We start from the raw sequence: 16317 nt of genomic DNA, 5'->3' as shown, positions 1-16317 counted from the left end.
CGGACTCGTTTTTTTAGATCCATTCCAAATGTAAAGCGCACGCTAAAAACAGCAGAATGGCAAGCAGCAGGACATCAAAGGTCGTCGGAAAGAAAATCGTTCTGATTCCTTGAAAAATCGTGATGGGTATAATCACTTGCGCGGAGACAAGGCGGACCTGCCTGGCCCACGGCGGCAGCGAATAAGAATTGAATTTTTTCCTCACGTACATCCTCCTAAAAGTCGCCTTTACTTGATCATATGTGAAGAAAAAGGGCGGGGTGCATGCCCATTTATGTATGGCGGCAATGGTTTTTGGAAAAGATGATTGACGAATCAAAAACACTTTTACTATAATAAAGAACATAAATAAACAAGATCATGAGCTGATAAATACACCTGCTGAGAACGGGAAGAGTACAAGAAAGACGCATGAAGAGAGAGAAGCTATTATGCTGAAAGGCTTCTTATGACGTCTCATTGGAAGGTCGCCCGGGAGCATAATTTCTTGAAACACCAAGTAGAGAAATTCGGGCCGCCCCCGTTATCCGTTTAAGTGCATGAACACATGCTGTTCATGAAAAAAGGTGGTACCGCGAAAGAGCTTTTCGTCCTTTACAAGGATGAAGGCTCTTTTTTAGTTGCTCAGCCATTTCTAAACATGATGGAGGGTTATGATGGATACAAACGAACAAACAATGCCGACAAAATATGATCCGGCTGCCATTGAAAAAGGCCGCTACGATTTTTGGCTGAAAGGAAAATATTTCGAAGCGGGCAGTGATCAGACGAAACAGCCGTACTCTGTCGTTATTCCGCCGCCAAACGTAACAGGAAGGCTGCACCTCGGCCATGCGTGGGATACGACGCTGCAAGATATCGTGACGCGAATGAAGCGCATGCAGGGATATGACGTGCTGTGGCTTCCGGGCATGGACCACGCCGGCATCGCTACTCAGGCAAAAGTTGAGGCAAAGCTCCGCGAACAGGGCACAAGCCGCTATGACCTAGGCCGCGAGAAATTTCTTGAAGAAACTTGGAAGTGGAAGGAAGAGTACGCTGACTTCATCCGCAGCCAATGGGCCAAAATGGGCCTTGGACTCGATTACTCACGCGAACGCTTTACTCTTGATGAGGGGCTGAACAAGGCCGTGCGTGAAGTATTCGTCAAGCTGTACGAAAAAGGCCTGATTTACAGAGGCGAATATATCATCAACTGGGATCCGGCCACAAAAACGGCATTATCCGATATTGAAGTCATCTATAAGGATGTGCAGGGGGCATTTTATCATTTGCGCTATCCGTTAGCAGACGGTTCAGGCTCCATTGAAATCGCCACTACCCGCCCGGAAACGATGCTTGGCGACACGGCTGTTGCGGTTCATCCGGAAGATGAGCGTTATAAGCATTTGATTGGAAAAACCGTTATTCTGCCGATCACAAACCGTGAAATTCCGATCGTCGGCGATGATTATGTCGATATGGAATTCGGTTCAGGAGCTGTTAAAATCACGCCTGCCCATGACCCGAATGATTTTGAACTCGGCAACCGCCACAATTTAGAACGGATTCTCGTCATGAATGAAGACGGAACAATGAATGAAAATGCGTTAGCGTATAACGGCATGGACCGGTTTGAGTGCCGTAAAAAACTCGTCAAAGACCTGCAGGAATCAGGCGTTCTCTTTAAAATTGAGGAGCACATGCACTCTGTCGGCCACAGTGAGAGAAGCGGCGCGGTCGTTGAACCGTATTTGTCCACACAATGGTTTGTCAAAATGCAGCCGCTTGCCGATGCAGCGGTTGAGCTTCAGACAAAAGAAGAGAAAGTCAACTTTGTTCCGGACCGTTTCGAAAAAACATACTTACACTGGATGGAAAACATCCGCGATTGGTGTATTTCCCGCCAATTATGGTGGGGCCACCGCATCCCTGCCTGGTATCATAAAGAAACTGGCGAAGTGTATGTCGGCCTTGAGGCGCCGGAAGACAGCGAAAACTGGGAGCAGGATGCAGACGTCCTTGATACGTGGTTCAGCTCCGCGCTTTGGCCGTTCTCCACGATGGGCTGGCCTGACGAAAACGCAGAAGACTTTACACGTTATTACTCCACCGACGTGCTTGTAACAGGGTATGACATCATTTTCTTCTGGGTATCCCGCATGATTTTCCAAGGCCTTGAGTTTACGGGCGAGCGTCCGTTTAAAGACGTGCTGATTCACGGCTTAATCCGTGACGAACAAGGCAGAAAAATGAGTAAATCGCTTGGAAACGGCGTTGATCCGATGGACGTCATCGATCAGTACGGAGCAGATTCCCTCCGTTATTTCTTAGCAACCGGAAGCTCTCCGGGGCAGGATCTCCGTTTCAGCTACGAAAAAGTGGAGTCTACTTGGAACTTTGCAAACAAAATTTGGAATGCCTCCCGTTTTGCATTAATGAACATGGACGGCATGACCTATGATGAGCTTGATCTCTCAGGAGAAAAATCAGTTGCCGATAAGTGGATTCTGACAAGACTGAACGAAACGATTGAAAACGTGACTCAGCTTGCGGACCGTTATGAATTCGGTGAAGTCGGACGCCATCTGTACAACTTCATCTGGGATGATGTGTGTGACTGGTATATCGAAATGGCGAAGCTGCCGCTTTACGGCGAAGATGAAGCTGCGAAGAAAACCACACGTTCTGTCCTGGCATACGTGCTTGATCAGACGATGCGTCTGCTTCACCCGTTTATGCCGTTCTTAACGGAGGAAATTTGGCAGCACCTTCCTCACGAGGGCGAATCGATTACAATCAGTTCTTGGCCTGTTGCGGTGCCGGAACATACGGATACAGAAGCTGCGGCAGATATGAAACTGCTTGTTGAATTAATCCGTTCTGTCCGCAATATCCGCAGTGAAGTCAATACGCCGATGAGCAAGCAGGTTGAGCTTTATATTAAAACATCTACAGAAGACATCGCTGAGCGCCTTGAGAAGAACCGCTCTTACGTTGAGCGCTTCACAAACCCGAGCTCGCTGAAAATCGGAACTGATATCAATGCGGCCGATAAAGCGATGACAGCAGTCGTAACCGGAGCGGAAGTGATTTTACCGCTTGAAGGGCTGATTAATATTGATGAAGAAATTGCCCGTTTACAAAAAGAATTCGACAAGCTGACAAAAGAAGTCGAACGCGTTCAGAAAAAACTCGGCAACGAAGGATTCATCAAAAAGGCTCCTGAACATGTCATTGAAGAAGAGCGTGAGAAAGAAAAAGACTACACGGCAAAACGCGAGGCTGTCCGGCAGCGGATGGAAGAGCTGAAGGGCTGATTAACGAACGGGGCGGTTTCCTAAGAAACCGCCTTGCTGTATAAAAGAGGGGATTTCATTGTTTAATACGTACAAAGAAGCGATCAGCTGGATTCACGGCCGGCTCAAATTCGGCGTAAAGCCGGGCCTTCTCCGTATGGAAAGGCTGATGGAAAAATTGGGTCGCCCCGAGAAAAAAATCCGCGCCATTCATGTGGCGGGCACAAACGGAAAAGGGTCAACCGTCTCGTTTATCCGCTCCGTGCTTCAAGAAGCCGGCTATACGGTCGGTACATTTACTTCTCCGTATATCATTACGTTTAATGAACGTATCAGCGTCAACGGCACGCCGATTTCTGATGAGGAATGGAGACAGCTAGTTAACGAAATAAAACCTTTTGTGGATGAGCTGGATGAGACGGATGCCGGAACGGTGACAGAATTTGAAATCATTACAGCTTGTGCATTTTTATATTTTGCAAAGCAAAGCGGCATTGATTTTGTCATTTTTGAAGCAGGGCTTGGCGGAAAATACGATTCAACCAATATCGTTGAACCGCTGCTGACCGTTATTACAAGCATCGGGCATGACCATATGGCGATTTTAGGCCATACCATTGAGGCCATTGCGGGGGAAAAAGCCGGTATTATAAAAGAAGGCATTCCGATTATTACAGGCGTCAACCAGCCGGAGGCGCTTGGCGTCATCGAAGCAGAGGCCGAAGAAAAGCAGGCTCCGTATCAGTCATTATATGAAACGTGCAGGCTTTTTAACGAAGCGGCGCTTCCGTCAGGCGAATCCTTTTCGTTAGAAACCGATGTGAAACGCTATGAAAATATTCAAACCTCATTGATCGGCATTCATCAAAGGCAGAATGCGGCATTGGCGATTTTGGCGGCTGAATGGCTAAATCGCTTAACATATGCAGACATTTCGGAAGACGCATTGCGGAACGGGCTGAAAAAAGCTTCATGGCCTGGCCGATTTGAACAGCTTCAAGAACGTCCTGTTGTGTATGCGGACGGCGCCCATAACGAAGAAGGAATAGAAAAACTGGCCGAAACCGTCAAGCAGCGCTTTGCCGGCGATACAATTCATGTTGTGTTCAGCGCATTAAAAGACAAACCGTATCAGGAAATGATCAAGAAGCTTGAAACGGTTGCAGACTCTATTCACTTTTCGTCGTTTGATTTCCCGCGTGCTTCAAGCGCAAAAGACCTTTATGACGCAAGCAGCCTGACGAATAAAAGCTTTGATGAAGACCCGGACAGCGTAAAAGCATGGATTGAACAAAAAGACGGCGCAGATGACATCATCATCATTACCGGATCACTGTATTTTATTTCAGAAATGAGAAAGCGGCTTATTTCATAGCCGTGAAAAGCCCGGCAGGAAATGATCGGTTTTGCCGGGCTTTTTTATATGCAAAATTGATTTTTGTACATTTAAGGTCTTGCATCTTTCCATGCTACAATCTGAGCCAGATTGATAGAAAAGGTGTGGTCAAGATGCTTTTCATTCTGTTTGCCCTCGGATTAATCCTCGGTTCTTTTTTTTATACAGCAGGGTGCCGCATTCCGCTGCGGATCTCGATTGTTTACCCGCGTTCAGCCTGTTCTTTTTGCTGCTCCCCGCTCTCTTGGGCTGAACTGATCCCTGTTTTTTCTTATGCCGTGCAGAGAGGAAGGTGCAAAAGCTGCCGGCGGAAGCTATCACTGATGTATCCCGCGGCGGAATGGTTTACAGCGTGTTTGTTTACGTCTGCCGGTATTCGCTTTGGTTTGACAGCAGAACTGTTTGTCGCTCTTCTATTTCTCTCTCTGTTGATTATTGTCACTGTGACGGATCTGCATTATATGCTGATTCCTGACAAGGTTCTGCTGTTTTTTCTCCCGTTTTTCATTGCCGGGCGTTTTTTCTCGCCGCTTGGTTCATGGTATGCAGGGCTTGCCGGGGCAGTTTGCGGTTTTCTTCTGCTTGCCGTTATCATGCTTGTCAGCAAAGGCGGGATCGGCGGAGGTGATGTAAAACTGTTCGGGGTTATCGGGCTTGCGCTTGGCATAAAGCTCGTGCTCATTGCATTTTTTCTGTCCGTCATCATCGGAGCCGCATACGGGGCGTGTGCTCAGCTTGTCGGAAGGCTGGCAAAAAAGCAGCCTTTCCCCTTTGCGCCGGCCATCGCAGCCGGAAGTATCGTGAGTTATTTATACGGTGAGGAGCTGTTTTCGTTCTACATCCATCTCGCCTCCGGCTGACCTGAAAAATTTGGCGAACGTTTTTTGGACAAGACGACAAAAGTCTTGTTCTTTTTTTTTTCGCCTATGCTAAAGTGTGAAACATGATCAGTTCATGGTACGGCCAAGACGAAAGCAAGGGGGAAGAGACGTTGAAAAAAAGGAAAAGCAAAAAGAACAGCAAAGCAAAAAATAATGCCCTTAAAGTAACCATTAACGGACAAGAAGAAACTATGTATGGACAAGAGGAAATGAAAACCGGAGAGGAAAAAACAGTCACATTTTCGAATTGGGAGGAAACCAAAAAAGCGGAGCAGGAGACAGCAGCCTCTCATGAAGACCCTAAGGAAGATGATTTTAACTGGGATGACGAGGGGGAAAAGGACGTTTTTGAGGATGACCCGAAAGTCGTTCCGCCGTACCAAAAGAAAAACACGGGGGGCCATATGTACTCCAAAAAGAAGCATCCGTCTTCTCCCGTAAAAAGAGCAGTCACAACGATTGCCGTTGCAGCAGTTTTAGGGACGGGACTCGGCCTTGTCGCCTTAAATATGTCCGGCAGTAAAGAAGCGTCCGCGCCGGCAGCAGCTGACAAAGGCTCACAAGGGCAGACGGTAAAAGCGGGTGACACCGCATCAGCCCAACAAGAAACGGGTGACACAAGCGATTCGGGACAGGCAGAGGGAAACTATAAGACATATGCGGTGCAAGCGGGAAAATTTTCATCAGAAAAAGGAGCCAAAACCTTAGTTGACCAGCTGACTGAAAAAGGCTATTCAGCAGTTTCTCTATCAAAAGACGACGGATACACCTATGTGATCGCCGGCCTCTCTGCAGAAAAAAGTTTATCGCAGCAATTGGGGCAGGCGCTGATCGACAAGAATTTTGAGGCTTGGGGAGGAAAAGAGCTTTCCTTTGCGATTGAATCCGATATGGAGGATTCCTTTAAACAAGCATCCGAGCTGTCCGCCAAAGCGATCATCGGTAAAGAAGTAGCAAAAGCCGATGTGGCCAAAATCACAAAAACGGTAAACGGCGCAGACGCGGCCGACAAAAAGGAAAAAGAGGCTGTGCTGCAAGCGCTGAAGGAACTCGAAACGCCAAGCCCCGAGTCAGGCTGGAAGGCCCAGCAGCAACTGCTGAGCGTTGTAAAATAATATTTCTTCTCCCGTCATGCGGCGGGATTTTTTATTTTGTCATGAAAAAGTTATTTTTCTGAAATTGTGAATACGGGTTTGATTTGGTAGGATAGACAAGTATCTTTTTTTCTTAAGCAACCCTGAAAGGATGACAATCATGACAAAACGCTTAATACTCGCTTCACAATCTCCGCGAAGAAAAGAACTCCTTAATCTTCTTCAGATTCCTTACAGCATTATTGTGAGCCATGTAGATGAAAAATTAAATCGAAACCTTTCACCGGAAGAAAACGTCCAATGGTTGGCTGAGCAAAAAGCCGGGGCTGTAGCCGGAGAAAATCCCGATGCAGTCGTTATCGGCGCTGACACGATGGTTTGTATAGACGGCGAATGCCTCGGCAAACCGCGTGACAAAAAAGAGGCGGCAGATATGCTGCGGAGGCTTTCCGGCCGAAGCCATAAAGTCATTACTGCGGTCAGCATCCAGGCGCGAGACCGGAAAAAAACGTTCTGTGAAACGACGGAAGTGACGTTTTGGCCGCTTAGTGAAGACGAAATACAGAATTACATCGAAACTAAAGAACCGATGGATAAAGCAGGTGCATACGGCATCCAAGGAAAAGGCGCGCTTTTAGTGAAAAAGATAGACGGTGATTTCCATTCTGTCGTCGGGCTTCCTGTTTCAAAAACAATGAGAGCCCTGAAAGATTTTAATATAAAAGCTTGATGTTCAAACGGGGAAGGGGAACAAGGAGGGCTTGATCATCTGCGATCTGCCGTTAAAATTCAGAGATTTCCCGGAAAAAGAAAAACCGAGAGAACGGCTTCTGCACTGCGGAGCCGAAAATCTGTCAAACAATGAATTGCTCGCAATCCTATTAAGAACGGGGACAAAGCATGAATCTGTAATGAACCTCTCTCACCGGCTGCTGCGCACTTTTGACGGCCTGCGCCTGTTAAAAGGCGCATCCGCCCAAGAGCTGTCGAGCATTCCCGGAATCGGCACTGTGAAAGCCGTTCAAATACTGGCCGCAATTGAGCTGGGGAGTCGCATTCATAAGACATCCGCCGAGGAACATTACGTCATCCGCTCTCCGGAAGACGGGGCAAATTTTGTGATGGAGGATATGCGCTTTTTATCCCAGGAGCATTTTGTCTGTGTATAGTTGATATAAATACTAATAAAAATCGACACTGAGGATCTTTACTTTCCCTTCTTTTTTCTCAAACTTAATCCTTTCTATTAGCTCCTGAACGTACTCCCTTTTTTCTTCATTAGTTAAAACATTCCAATTTTCTTTAAACATTACAATTAGTTTTTTTACCTTTTCAATATCAACGGGGGTTTTTGGGATGGCGGCACCTTGCTTTTTTTGCAGCTCTGCATTAGCTTGTTCAAGTGCCGTTTTTGTTTCATTCATGAGTTGTTCAAATTCATTATCCGTTATCAAATCTTTTGACCATGCTTTTTGATATTTTTTTCGTTGGTTTTCAATTTTTATTATTTTCTGATGCAACTTTTCGAAATCCTGGTTACTTTTACATTGCTTTGGAAAATCAGGTTCTCTTTTAAAACTAACTTGCTCCATATAGTTTATAAAAGCTTTTTCAAATTTCTTCTCGCTTACTCCTATTGCCGGCCTTTTATTTAGTGTACACGCTTGGCACCTATAATGATTACTTTCTACGTTCTTATTGTCTTTTTTTCTAAAATATATTGAACGTTCGCACGTTAAGCGGTTACCGCAATTCGGGCATATAATTTTTGATTGGAAAATAAAAATAGATGTGGTTTCTCTTTTTTTGAAATTTTGCCTATCATGTAAAATGGTTTGTAGTAGTTTGAATTCTACTTTTGTTATATACCCCTCAAAAGCATCCTCAATTATTTCATCATTCCATCTAAGAGCACCATACAAGGCAGGGTTTTTTAAAATAACTAAGATTGATGCAATGTGCCATTTGTAACCTCTTGTGGGTTGATATTCAGAGTTATCAAGGTAATCAGCCAATTTTCTAATTGAGTAACCTTCTTTTATTTTCTCTATCATTTCTAAAATGACAGCGCCTTGTTCTGGATTTTTGATTAATGTGTTTCCTTCTTTTTTCCATCCATAAGGGGCAGGCGCACTAAATTGTCCCTGTCTGGCCTTTTCTATTTGCCCCATTCGAACCCGTTCGCCGAGGTTCTCACGTTCCCATTGCGCCATGGCAGCAACTAAAGTAATAAAGAGCCGCCCAGTTGCTGATCCTGTATCATATACTTCTGTCGCTGACCGGAAAACAGCATTATATTTATCAAAGTAGTCAAGAAGAGAATAGAGGTCACGCACTGATCGAGTTAAACGGTCTAGCCTATACACTAAGACGGTATCAATGATTCCCTGCTCGATATGTCTTAACATTAATTCTAAGGAAGGTCTATTAATATCTTTTGCTGATTTTCCTTCGTCTGTATAAAACTTATAATTCGTCCAGCCTTGCGATATGCAATAAGCTTTAAGTTTTTCCCCTTGGGCTGGAATTGAATAGCCCTCCCTTGCTTGTTCCTCAGTTGAAACCCTGATATAAATCCCGATGCTTTTTCTTTCATTTTCATTTTTCAGATTCATAATGTAGCTCCTTAGCAAACGTATGTTCTGTTTTAGGGTTAAAAATTTTTAAGGTTGGAAACATCTTTTAAATGAGCAACCTCACAGGGGATGCCGTTTATTGCAGCGATATCTTTTAAAGTAAGTGAAGTGCCCCTGTGTTGTTCGATAGCCCAATCCGGGAGTAAAAGTTCAACAGCAAACGTATTTGCCTCAATTTCAATTTTATCAATTGAAAAAAAAGTACGCTTTCTCATAAATGGTGTATTGGAATGTGGGTGCAATTGTGAATGTCCAAGTTCGTGAGCGCATACAAATATTTTTTGACTTGAATTTAGGTTTGAATTTATAACGATGTATTTATTTCTCCTGTCGTATTTATAAAATCCTTGTATCTCGTGGTGTAGATTCCAAGGTATAACGTTGACATTTAGATATGAGGCAAGCTCAAAGGGGTTGCTAGTTTTATACTTTGAAATCAGTTTATTCACAGTTGACTTAATCAAAGGTGAAAGCCTCCTATTCTTGATTGTCTTCTCTATACTTTTTGGGTGTATATTTTTTGTTAATTCTTTGTGTCTGCCGAACGACATGCTCCATGGCTTCCATAAGAGACTCAATAGCCTCCTGACTCATGGGTTCTCCTGAAAAACTAAGACCGTCCGTATTCTCTAAATCTTTTCTTATAGCCTCCATTCGTTTTGCAATATCTTTTTCAGCTTTCGTTTCGTAAGGTGTGGGTTCTTCTTTAACTAAGTCACCATCTGCGACTATTTCAGTCACATTAATATTTAAAGCAGCAGCAAGACGTTCAATAGTGGTTAAACTCGGTTTGTATCTATCCCTTTCGATATCAGCAAGATACGATCTTGACATATTTGCGAGTTCGGCAAGCTCGACCTGGGTTAATTTTGATTTTTTCCTCAGTGCTTTAATTTTCTGCCCTACACTTGTCATATCTTTGAGCTCCTTTAATAAATTATTGTCGTGACGTGTCGTGTACCATAGCCTTTCTAACTTCCTGAGAGTAATTATATTCTCAAAATGTCGGAAATACAATACTTAAAATGACGGAAATACAAGTAATTTTCAGCAAAATGACGGAAATACAAGTATATATCTCACTGAATCTTTAAAATACTTGAATTTCGCCAAATTTCGACTTTTACATAATGTCGTGAATGCCGTACAATTTGATCATACCTTAACGGGGGGTGAAAAAATGTTAGATAAGAAAAATCTTGGCTATTCCATTAAGAGTAAGCGAAAAGAGAAGAACATGAATCAGTCAGAGTTAGCAAGCTTGACGGGACTTTCTAGGACTTATATTTCCGACATTGAAAACGGAAGATATTTGCCCGGAACTAATTCTCTTTCGAAAATAGCTATTTGCATTGATCTTGATTTAAATGTATTAAAAATGACGGAAATACAAGTTGTTGAGGAGGAATTGCATGATAGAACTACCAGCACATGTTGAGGATAGGATTTTTCAATTCTTTATGAAATATTCTATCCCTCGGCTTCTTGAAATGGAAGAAGAGAAGGAGAAAGGGGAAATGTTAGATGAGAAAAGAAAAGGCGCTTAAACTCGCTGCTTTCTTCGCTGAATTTGAACAATTAATGATTAAAAAAAATCGGCCACACATCGGCAATTACTGTAAAGAACAAATGGTTAAGTATTGTGCTGTTTATTTAAATGCGGAATAAAAGGAGTCAAGTTATGAACTTAAACGAGTTTTTAAAAACTGATCGCGAAAATGCGGAAAGAAAAATCAAGTCAATGGAATCTCTTTTACACGACATGATCCCGGATGCTCTTCAAGATAATGACTTCGACGGCTGTTTAGAAATTATTGAAACTTTAAAGCAGCATTGCGAAGACCTCAAACGGATGCACCAACAGGCACCAGTCACACAATTACATGAAATCGCGTCCCAGTTTTCATCAAGAGGGATAGATGTTTCGGTTGTGCAAAGGGGGCTGACAAGTGAATACATCTAATTCAGTTTCGCCAGAAATCACCAATATATGGCCGGAAGATGAAAAGTCGAGAGATTTAATAGCAATTTTAAATGAATATGGCCCGCTCTTCATTTTTCCAAAGAATGCTGCAGACAACCGAGGGGAAAAAGTGGAGATCATCGAAAGGGCAAAATCAATTTCTGGTAAAGTCCTCATGGAATTTACCCAAAACGGAACTGATTATTGTATCCAGTGGTGCCGAGCTTCCGAGCAGGAAATTATAAAAGTTAGGCAACGTGAACTAAAGAAAATGGAGGAAGCAGCATGCAATTAAATTTAATCGAATCAAACGGGCAATATCTTGCCGACAGTCGGGATGTTGCGGAAATGGTGGGGAAAAATCATTTCCATCTTACGAGAGATATTGAGGGCTACATAAAGGTGATTGAGGAAAATCCAAAATTGGATTCTCAAACATTTTTCATCCCTAGCACATATCTGACAAAACAGAACAAGGCAGCCAAGCATTATTTAATTACAAAACAAGGGTGTGAAATGGTCGCCAACAAAATGACAGGGGAAAAAGGCATACTGTTTACCGCTGCTTACGTGGATCAATTCAATCAGATGGAGCGGCACTTGCAAAATGATTACTCACAGTTAAGCCCGCAGCTTCAGCAGATGATACGTCTTGAACAAAAGCAAAATGAACACGATAAGCGATTGAACCAACTTGAAAACAATTGGCAAATTGATTCTTTTCAGCAAAATGTAATTCAGAAGCAGATACGTAAGCGTGTTTATGAAATCCGTGACAATTACGACAACAGCGAGACAGGCACACGCCGATTGTTTGCAGGCATTCACCGCAATTTTAGAGACGCGTTCTCCGTGCCGTCGTACAGGGATTTACGCAAACTTGATTTTGAGGACGCTAAAGCATGGATTAAATCATGGAGACCGCTATTTTAGGAGGAATGGAAAATGAATACATTTGAGTTTTATAGTCGAGTTAAAGCATTAAAAGTGGAAGTGAACCATGTTTCTACAGAGTTTCAAGCCTTTATCCTGAATGCAAATAAAGCCCTTCAAGATGGCCTGGATAGAATAGCAGAATCTAATTTAATGCATCTGTTTGCCGGCGCATCAGAGGGGGATATTCCTGAGGAGGTTCTTCAAGCACTGAGTGAATTTTTCAACGTAGATAAAATTATGGCCGTTACAAAATATAGCCCCTATAACACCATGGTTTGGGTTAAGCGACTGCAGCGTAAAATAAACGCTTGGAACAAACTCACTTTAAAGTATCATAAGCGTCTTTGGGCCATATTGAACGAGATTGAGAGCTTAGAAACCTACCAAGCCATGGGGAATAAATGGCGGGCTGAGGTGAACGAAATTAAGCAAGAAATTAAAACAGCTTTAAATTATAGAATCTCGTGTCAAGAGAAACTAGAAAAATATCTATTTATGTCAGTAGGTTACTGGAAAATGAAAAAGAACGATTTTTTGTCTCTTCTATCTATTGATCACAGTAAAGAAAGAGCGGCTGAAATGAGAAAGATAATTGATGATCTGCCGGCCGAAATTGATTCTGACAGACTTTTAGTTGAGGTTGTCACTAAAAATATAGAAGCCCCCGAAGATGACGTTTACTTTGATATTTTCTTTGCTGGTGTCATGGAACGTATTAAAAATGGGGAGATTGATACGTTGAGAATGTTTCAAGAGGTTATAAAAGAGCCGATCCCCGTGTATAAAGCCGTAAAAGATGAATACGGCCGCGTTGTCTCAATGGAGCGGGATCGGCCAAACCTTACATTACTGTAGAAGAAGGTAAAGCTGGTCAAGGAGAGTGCTGCAACACTTTTTCTTGACTGGCTTGAATAGAAAATATCACGCTTCTTTAAAAAAATCAATTCGATATTTCAAATATATGCCATGAAAAGGGGAAGAATTATGAAATTAATGGGTACGCCTACAAAAATAGCTGCTATTGGTGAACAGGTCGGAGCGGATAAAGATAAAACTATGACATGCGGGCAGTATTACGATGCTGGAATGGTTACGATGCTTAAATTGATTGCAACAAAAGACCTCCATGAGCCGGTAAATGATGGAGAAGAGAAAATCGAATGGTCTAAAAAAACATGCAAGGCCAATGAACGAACGAATGAGCTTTTTTCCATGTTAAGCAAGAAACTGCCTGCAGATTCAAAGCGGCTATTACAGGACTTTGACGAGGTTTATTCATGCAAAAGCGCGTTTGAGACAGAGGATGCTTTCATATCAGGGTTTATAGCTGGCTTCCGCTATCTCATGGGAGAAGTAGCATATAGTGACGAATTGAATTTTTACAAGTAAAGGTGAGTTAAATGATTGGTTGGATAAAGCTTCATAGGAGTGTTCAAGATCACTGGATATACCAAGAAAAAAGAAAGTTTTCTAAATATGAAGCTTGGCTCGATTTACTTATGATGGCCAGTCATAAAGATAATAAATTCGTGTTAGGAAATGAGCTTTATGATCTTAAAAGAGGGGAATTTATTTCATCTATTCGTAAGCTTGGCGAACGTTGGTCATGGTCAAATACAAAAGTGACGCAGTTTCTTGATCTGTTAAAGAAGGATGAAATGATTGATTTTAAAAAAGACACTAAAAAAACGCTTATAACCATTGTCAATTATGGGGTTTACCATGATTCCGATGAAGAAAAAAAGACAGTGATCGAACACAAAAACGACACGAAAGCGACACAAAAACACACAATCAAGAATGATAAGAATGTAAAGAATGAAAAGAATATAAAACCTTCTCGTCTCAAATATGAAATTTGCGACATGGAGAACGCGGAATATTTGTTTAAAGAAATCCAAAACAATAACCCGGATGCTAAAAAACCGAATCTTGAAAAATGGGCGAATGAATTTAGATTGATCCGCGAGCGAGACAAACGCACAGATCAGCAGATTAAATATTTAATCAATTGGTCACAACAAGATAGCTTTTGGAAAACCAATATACTTAGTCCGGCCAGTCTTAGAAAACAGTTTGATAGGCTTGTCACCAAAATTAAAAGTGATAAAGAGCAGAAAAGGGCAAACAAGGCACCGCAGTTAAACGTAGAGGAGTTTGATTTGGATGATTAAAAAACAAACTTTTGAAATCATGGCGCTCATAAAACAATACTTTGAGCATTTCGAGATAACGCAGGATAAAGTTGATTCGTGGCATGAGCTGTTACAGGATGCTGATTACGAACAAGTGCGTGACAATCTCATTCGTTTTTGTAAACGGAGCAAGTTTCCGCCCAAGGTTGCTGACTTGCTGAATGAAAAAAACGTCATCGTTGATCGGATCAATGCGATACCGTCCATAGAAGAGACAAAAGACTACCTTTCAAAATTATCCGCTCCCGTTGAGCAAACGGAAGAGGAACGGGCATTAATTGAAAAGTCAAAAGCGGAAATTAGAAAAATCTTGGGAATCGGTGATTGACATGAACGCAAATACTTTTCTATACAACACAGATGCGGAGCAAACCTTTTTAGGAGCGCTCCTTCTTAACCCTGATTTATTAAAAGACTGTACCACAAAGCCGCTGCACTTATCCCAAGTCAAGCATAGAAACCTATTATCCGCGATGTTAGAGCTGGACACAAAAGGGACGCCAATAGACTTGGTTTCGATTACGGAACATATCGGCCGGGACAACTTAGGGAGCGTCGGGGGTCATCAGTATTTGGCGGCGTTGGCTTCTTCTGTCCCGACTACTGCAAACATTGGATTCTATGAAAAAATCATTTTTGAGTATTGGCAAAGGCGGGAAATGGGCAAAATTGCGGAAGAAATTAAAAAGAATTCAGCAAATGACGATCCGTCCGCTGTCATTCAATCTACTATATCCGATTTAATGCGCTTAGAAGACGCCACAGGCGACGAAGAGGACGGGGCAATACAAAATGACCTGTTAGACATTTACGAAGAGCTATCGGAGCCTAAAGGGGAAATAACGGGTATGCGGAGCGGCTTCACGGAATTAGATCGAATGACGTCAGGTTTTCAAAAGCAAGAATTAGTGATAATAGCCGCGCGTCCGTCTGTAGGGAAAACCGCGTTTTGTCTAAACGTTGCTCAGAATTTCATGGCAAGCCCTCTAAATAATTATAAAGGTGGGGCTGTAGCTATTTTCTCCCTTGAAATGTCACGAAAGCAGCTCCTAAAAAGAATGGCGTCAAGCCTTGGAAATATTGATGCTCATGCGATGCGTACCGGTAATTTAACGGCGAATGACTGGAACAAGCTTTCACAAGCAAACGGGGTTCTTGGCTCCGCTGATCTCAGGATTTTTGACCGCCCAGGCGTTACAGTTAACGAAATATGGTCAAAGGTCAGAAAAATGAAACGTGAATTTGCTGGAAAAGATATTTTGATCATTATTGATTATCTGCAGCTTATTTCAGGATCGGCAAAACATAGGGGTAACAGAACGCAGGAAATAAGCGAAATAAGCCGCATGTTAAAACACATGGCCCGCGAGTTGGATATTTGCGTTATTGCCCTCAGTCAGCTTTCACGGGGCGTTGAACAGCGGCAGGATAAACGACCGATGATGTCAGACATAAGAGAATCGGGACAAATTGAGCAGGACGCGGATGTCATTGGGTTTCTTTATCGGGATGATTATTACGACAAGGAAAGCGAGAACAAAAATATTATTGAGATCATTATAGCCAAGCAGCGAAACGGCCCGGTCGGAACTGTTTCACTGGCGTTCATCAAAGAGTACGGACTTTTTGTCAACTTGGAGCGGCGCTTTGACGATTAGAGAATGGTATGAAGCAGCGCTCCGCCATAATTATTATTCCCTTATCCTGCTGATCGAATTTTTGGTGTACGAGAAAAAAACGGTACGGCTGCAGGATTCGGAAGAGGCGCTGAATTTTTACTTGCAAGAGAAGTTTAAAGACAGGATGAACGCTCATTTGCTTGCTTACGAGCGGCAAAAGCAAAAAGGGAAACCGGTATTTCAAAATTAAAAATAAGAACCGATAGAAACGAACGTTTCGGGATCCAATTGGATTTATATATTCGGGTTTTGTGATAGC

Annotated in this window: 20 protein-coding genes, 1 pseudogene and 1 other annotated feature; of the genes and pseudogenes, 17 read left to right on the top strand and 4 right to left on the bottom strand. The window is 42.8% G+C overall.

Annotation, left to right across the window (positions count from 1 at the left end; translation table 11 throughout):
* Positions 1–13 precede the first annotated feature (13 nt).
* A complete protein-coding gene (locus tag AXI59_RS14765; RefSeq protein ID WP_045926471.1) occupies positions 14–205 on the bottom strand; it encodes a hypothetical protein in 192 nt (63 codons plus the stop codon).
* A 169-nt stretch (positions 206–374) separates the two neighbouring features.
* Positions 375–598: a binding site (T-box leader), on the top strand.
* Positions 599–656: 58 nt separating this feature from the next.
* Between AXI59_RS14765 and AXI59_RS14760 the strand changes: the two genes are divergently transcribed.
* The 6 genes and pseudogenes from AXI59_RS14760 to radC all read left to right on the top strand — a co-directional run.
* Positions 657–3299 (top strand): valine--tRNA ligase, encoded by a 2643-nt coding sequence (locus tag AXI59_RS14760; protein WP_061528597.1) that lies wholly within the window; start codon positions 657–659, stop codon positions 3297–3299.
* Between the two features lie 58 nt (positions 3300–3357).
* The gene (locus tag AXI59_RS14755; RefSeq protein WP_061528596.1) at positions 3358–4653 is read left to right on the top strand and encodes a bifunctional folylpolyglutamate synthase/dihydrofolate synthase; all 1296 of its coding nucleotides are present in this window, start codon (positions 3358–3360) and stop codon (positions 4651–4653) included.
* 134 nt (positions 4654–4787) lie between these two features.
* The gene (locus tag AXI59_RS14750; RefSeq protein ID WP_061528595.1) at positions 4788–5534 is read left to right on the top strand and encodes a prepilin peptidase; all 747 of its coding nucleotides are present in this window, start codon (positions 4788–4790) and stop codon (positions 5532–5534) included.
* A 131-nt stretch (positions 5535–5665) separates the two neighbouring features.
* Positions 5666–6670, top strand: coding sequence for an SPOR domain-containing protein (locus AXI59_RS14745; RefSeq protein ID WP_061528594.1), 1005 nt, complete (start codon positions 5666–5668; stop codon positions 6668–6670).
* 139 nt (positions 6671–6809) lie between these two features.
* Complete coding sequence (locus AXI59_RS14740) at positions 6810–7379, top strand: Maf family protein (RefSeq protein ID WP_061528593.1); 570 nt, start codon at positions 6810–6812, stop codon at positions 7377–7379.
* A 31-nt stretch (positions 7380–7410) separates the two neighbouring features.
* Positions 7411–7815: pseudogene (gene radC, locus AXI59_RS14735) on the top strand (RadC family protein); the annotation flags it as partial.
* A gap of 15 nt (positions 7816–7830) precedes the next feature.
* Here radC and AXI59_RS14730 read toward each other — a convergent pair.
* Genes AXI59_RS14730 through AXI59_RS14720 form a run of 3 tightly spaced genes read right to left on the bottom strand, consistent with a single transcriptional unit; the run spans position 7831 to position 10200 of the window.
* Positions 7831–9264: a recombinase family protein gene (locus tag AXI59_RS14730; RefSeq protein WP_061522981.1), complete on the bottom strand. Its 1434-nt coding sequence runs from the start codon at positions 9262–9264 to the stop codon at positions 7831–7833.
* Positions 9265–9302: 38 nt separating this feature from the next.
* Positions 9303–9749 (bottom strand): ImmA/IrrE family metallo-endopeptidase, encoded by a 447-nt coding sequence (locus tag AXI59_RS14725; RefSeq protein WP_061522980.1) that lies wholly within the window; start codon positions 9747–9749, stop codon positions 9303–9305.
* A 13-nt stretch (positions 9750–9762) separates the two neighbouring features.
* A complete protein-coding gene (locus tag AXI59_RS14720) occupies positions 9763–10200 on the bottom strand; it encodes a helix-turn-helix domain-containing protein (protein ID WP_061522979.1) in 438 nt (145 codons plus the stop codon).
* A 265-nt stretch (positions 10201–10465) separates the two neighbouring features.
* On the opposite strand from AXI59_RS14720, the gene AXI59_RS14715 reads away from it, so the two are divergent.
* The 11 genes from AXI59_RS14715 to AXI59_RS19835 all read left to right on the top strand — a co-directional run bounded on the left by AXI59_RS14715 (position 10466) and on the right by AXI59_RS19835 (position 16248).
* Entirely contained in the window at positions 10466–10723 is a 258-nt protein-coding gene (locus AXI59_RS14715; protein ID WP_061522978.1) for a helix-turn-helix domain-containing protein, read from the top strand.
* 86 nt (positions 10724–10809) lie between these two features.
* On the top strand, positions 10810–10953 hold the full coding sequence (locus tag AXI59_RS20075; RefSeq protein WP_167348384.1) for a hypothetical protein: 144 nt from the start codon (positions 10810–10812) through the stop codon (positions 10951–10953).
* A 13-nt stretch (positions 10954–10966) separates the two neighbouring features.
* Complete coding sequence (locus AXI59_RS14710) at positions 10967–11248, top strand: YqaH family protein (RefSeq protein WP_061522977.1); 282 nt, start codon at positions 10967–10969, stop codon at positions 11246–11248.
* The gene (locus AXI59_RS14705; protein ID WP_061522976.1) at positions 11235–11543 is read left to right on the top strand and encodes a hypothetical protein; all 309 of its coding nucleotides are present in this window, start codon (positions 11235–11237) and stop codon (positions 11541–11543) included. The genes AXI59_RS14710 and AXI59_RS14705 overlap by 14 nt, the downstream gene beginning before the upstream one ends.
* Positions 11534–12181 (top strand): Rha family transcriptional regulator, encoded by a 648-nt coding sequence (locus tag AXI59_RS14700; RefSeq protein WP_061522975.1) that lies wholly within the window; start codon positions 11534–11536, stop codon positions 12179–12181. The genes AXI59_RS14705 and AXI59_RS14700 overlap by 10 nt, the downstream gene beginning before the upstream one ends.
* Before the next feature lie 12 nt (positions 12182–12193).
* Entirely contained in the window at positions 12194–13039 is an 846-nt protein-coding gene (locus AXI59_RS14695; protein ID WP_061522974.1) for a hypothetical protein, read from the top strand.
* A gap of 129 nt (positions 13040–13168) precedes the next feature.
* Positions 13169–13573: a hypothetical protein gene (locus tag AXI59_RS14690; RefSeq protein ID WP_061522973.1), complete on the top strand. Its 405-nt coding sequence runs from the start codon at positions 13169–13171 to the stop codon at positions 13571–13573.
* Positions 13574–13584: 11 nt separating this feature from the next.
* Positions 13585–14358, top strand: coding sequence for a hypothetical protein (locus AXI59_RS14685; protein WP_061522972.1), 774 nt, complete (start codon positions 13585–13587; stop codon positions 14356–14358).
* Complete coding sequence (locus AXI59_RS14680) at positions 14351–14707, top strand: replicative helicase loader/inhibitor (protein ID WP_061522971.1); 357 nt, start codon at positions 14351–14353, stop codon at positions 14705–14707. Before AXI59_RS14685 ends, AXI59_RS14680 begins: the two co-directional genes overlap by 8 nt.
* A gap of 1 nt (position 14708) precedes the next feature.
* Positions 14709–16037, top strand: coding sequence for a replicative DNA helicase (gene dnaB, locus AXI59_RS14675; RefSeq protein ID WP_061523008.1), 1329 nt, complete (start codon positions 14709–14711; stop codon positions 16035–16037).
* The gene (locus AXI59_RS19835; protein ID WP_061522970.1) at positions 16027–16248 is read left to right on the top strand and encodes a hypothetical protein; all 222 of its coding nucleotides are present in this window, start codon (positions 16027–16029) and stop codon (positions 16246–16248) included. The genes dnaB and AXI59_RS19835 overlap by 11 nt, the downstream gene beginning before the upstream one ends.
* Positions 16249–16317 lie beyond the last annotated feature (69 nt).

Source organism: Bacillus nakamurai, from assembly GCF_001584325.1.
GTDB lineage: Bacteria > Bacillota > Bacilli > Bacillales > Bacillaceae > Bacillus > Bacillus nakamurai.
This window is presented reverse-complemented; position numbering and strand designations above follow the sequence as displayed.

Coding starts and splice junctions, on each gene's coding strand:
- AXI59_RS14760 (WP_061528597.1), top strand. CDS start 657: ATGGATACAAACGAACAAACAATGCCGACAAAATATGATCCGGCTGCC.
- AXI59_RS14750 (WP_061528595.1), top strand. CDS start 4,788: ATGCTTTTCATTCTGTTTGCCCTCGGATTAATCCTCGGTTCTTTTTTT.
- AXI59_RS14740 (WP_061528593.1), top strand. CDS start 6,810: ATGACAAAACGCTTAATACTCGCTTCACAATCTCCGCGAAGAAAAGAA.
- AXI59_RS14730 (WP_061522981.1), bottom strand. CDS start 9,264: ATGAATCTGAAAAATGAAAATGAAAGAAAAAGCATCGGGATTTATATC.
- AXI59_RS14720 (WP_061522979.1), bottom strand. CDS start 10,200: ATGACAAGTGTAGGGCAGAAAATTAAAGCACTGAGGAAAAAATCAAAA.
- AXI59_RS14715 (WP_061522978.1), top strand. CDS start 10,466: ATGTTAGATAAGAAAAATCTTGGCTATTCCATTAAGAGTAAGCGAAAA.
- AXI59_RS20075 (WP_167348384.1), top strand. CDS start 10,810: ATGAGAAAAGAAAAGGCGCTTAAACTCGCTGCTTTCTTCGCTGAATTT.
- AXI59_RS14710 (WP_061522977.1), top strand. CDS start 10,967: ATGAACTTAAACGAGTTTTTAAAAACTGATCGCGAAAATGCGGAAAGA.
- AXI59_RS14700 (WP_061522975.1), top strand. CDS start 11,534: ATGCAATTAAATTTAATCGAATCAAACGGGCAATATCTTGCCGACAGT.
- AXI59_RS14695 (WP_061522974.1), top strand. CDS start 12,194: ATGAATACATTTGAGTTTTATAGTCGAGTTAAAGCATTAAAAGTGGAA.
- AXI59_RS14690 (WP_061522973.1), top strand. CDS start 13,169: ATGAAATTAATGGGTACGCCTACAAAAATAGCTGCTATTGGTGAACAG.
- AXI59_RS14685 (WP_061522972.1), top strand. CDS start 13,585: ATGATTGGTTGGATAAAGCTTCATAGGAGTGTTCAAGATCACTGGATA.
- AXI59_RS14680 (WP_061522971.1), top strand. CDS start 14,351: ATGATTAAAAAACAAACTTTTGAAATCATGGCGCTCATAAAACAATAC.
- dnaB (WP_061523008.1), top strand. CDS start 14,709: ATGAACGCAAATACTTTTCTATACAACACAGATGCGGAGCAAACCTTT.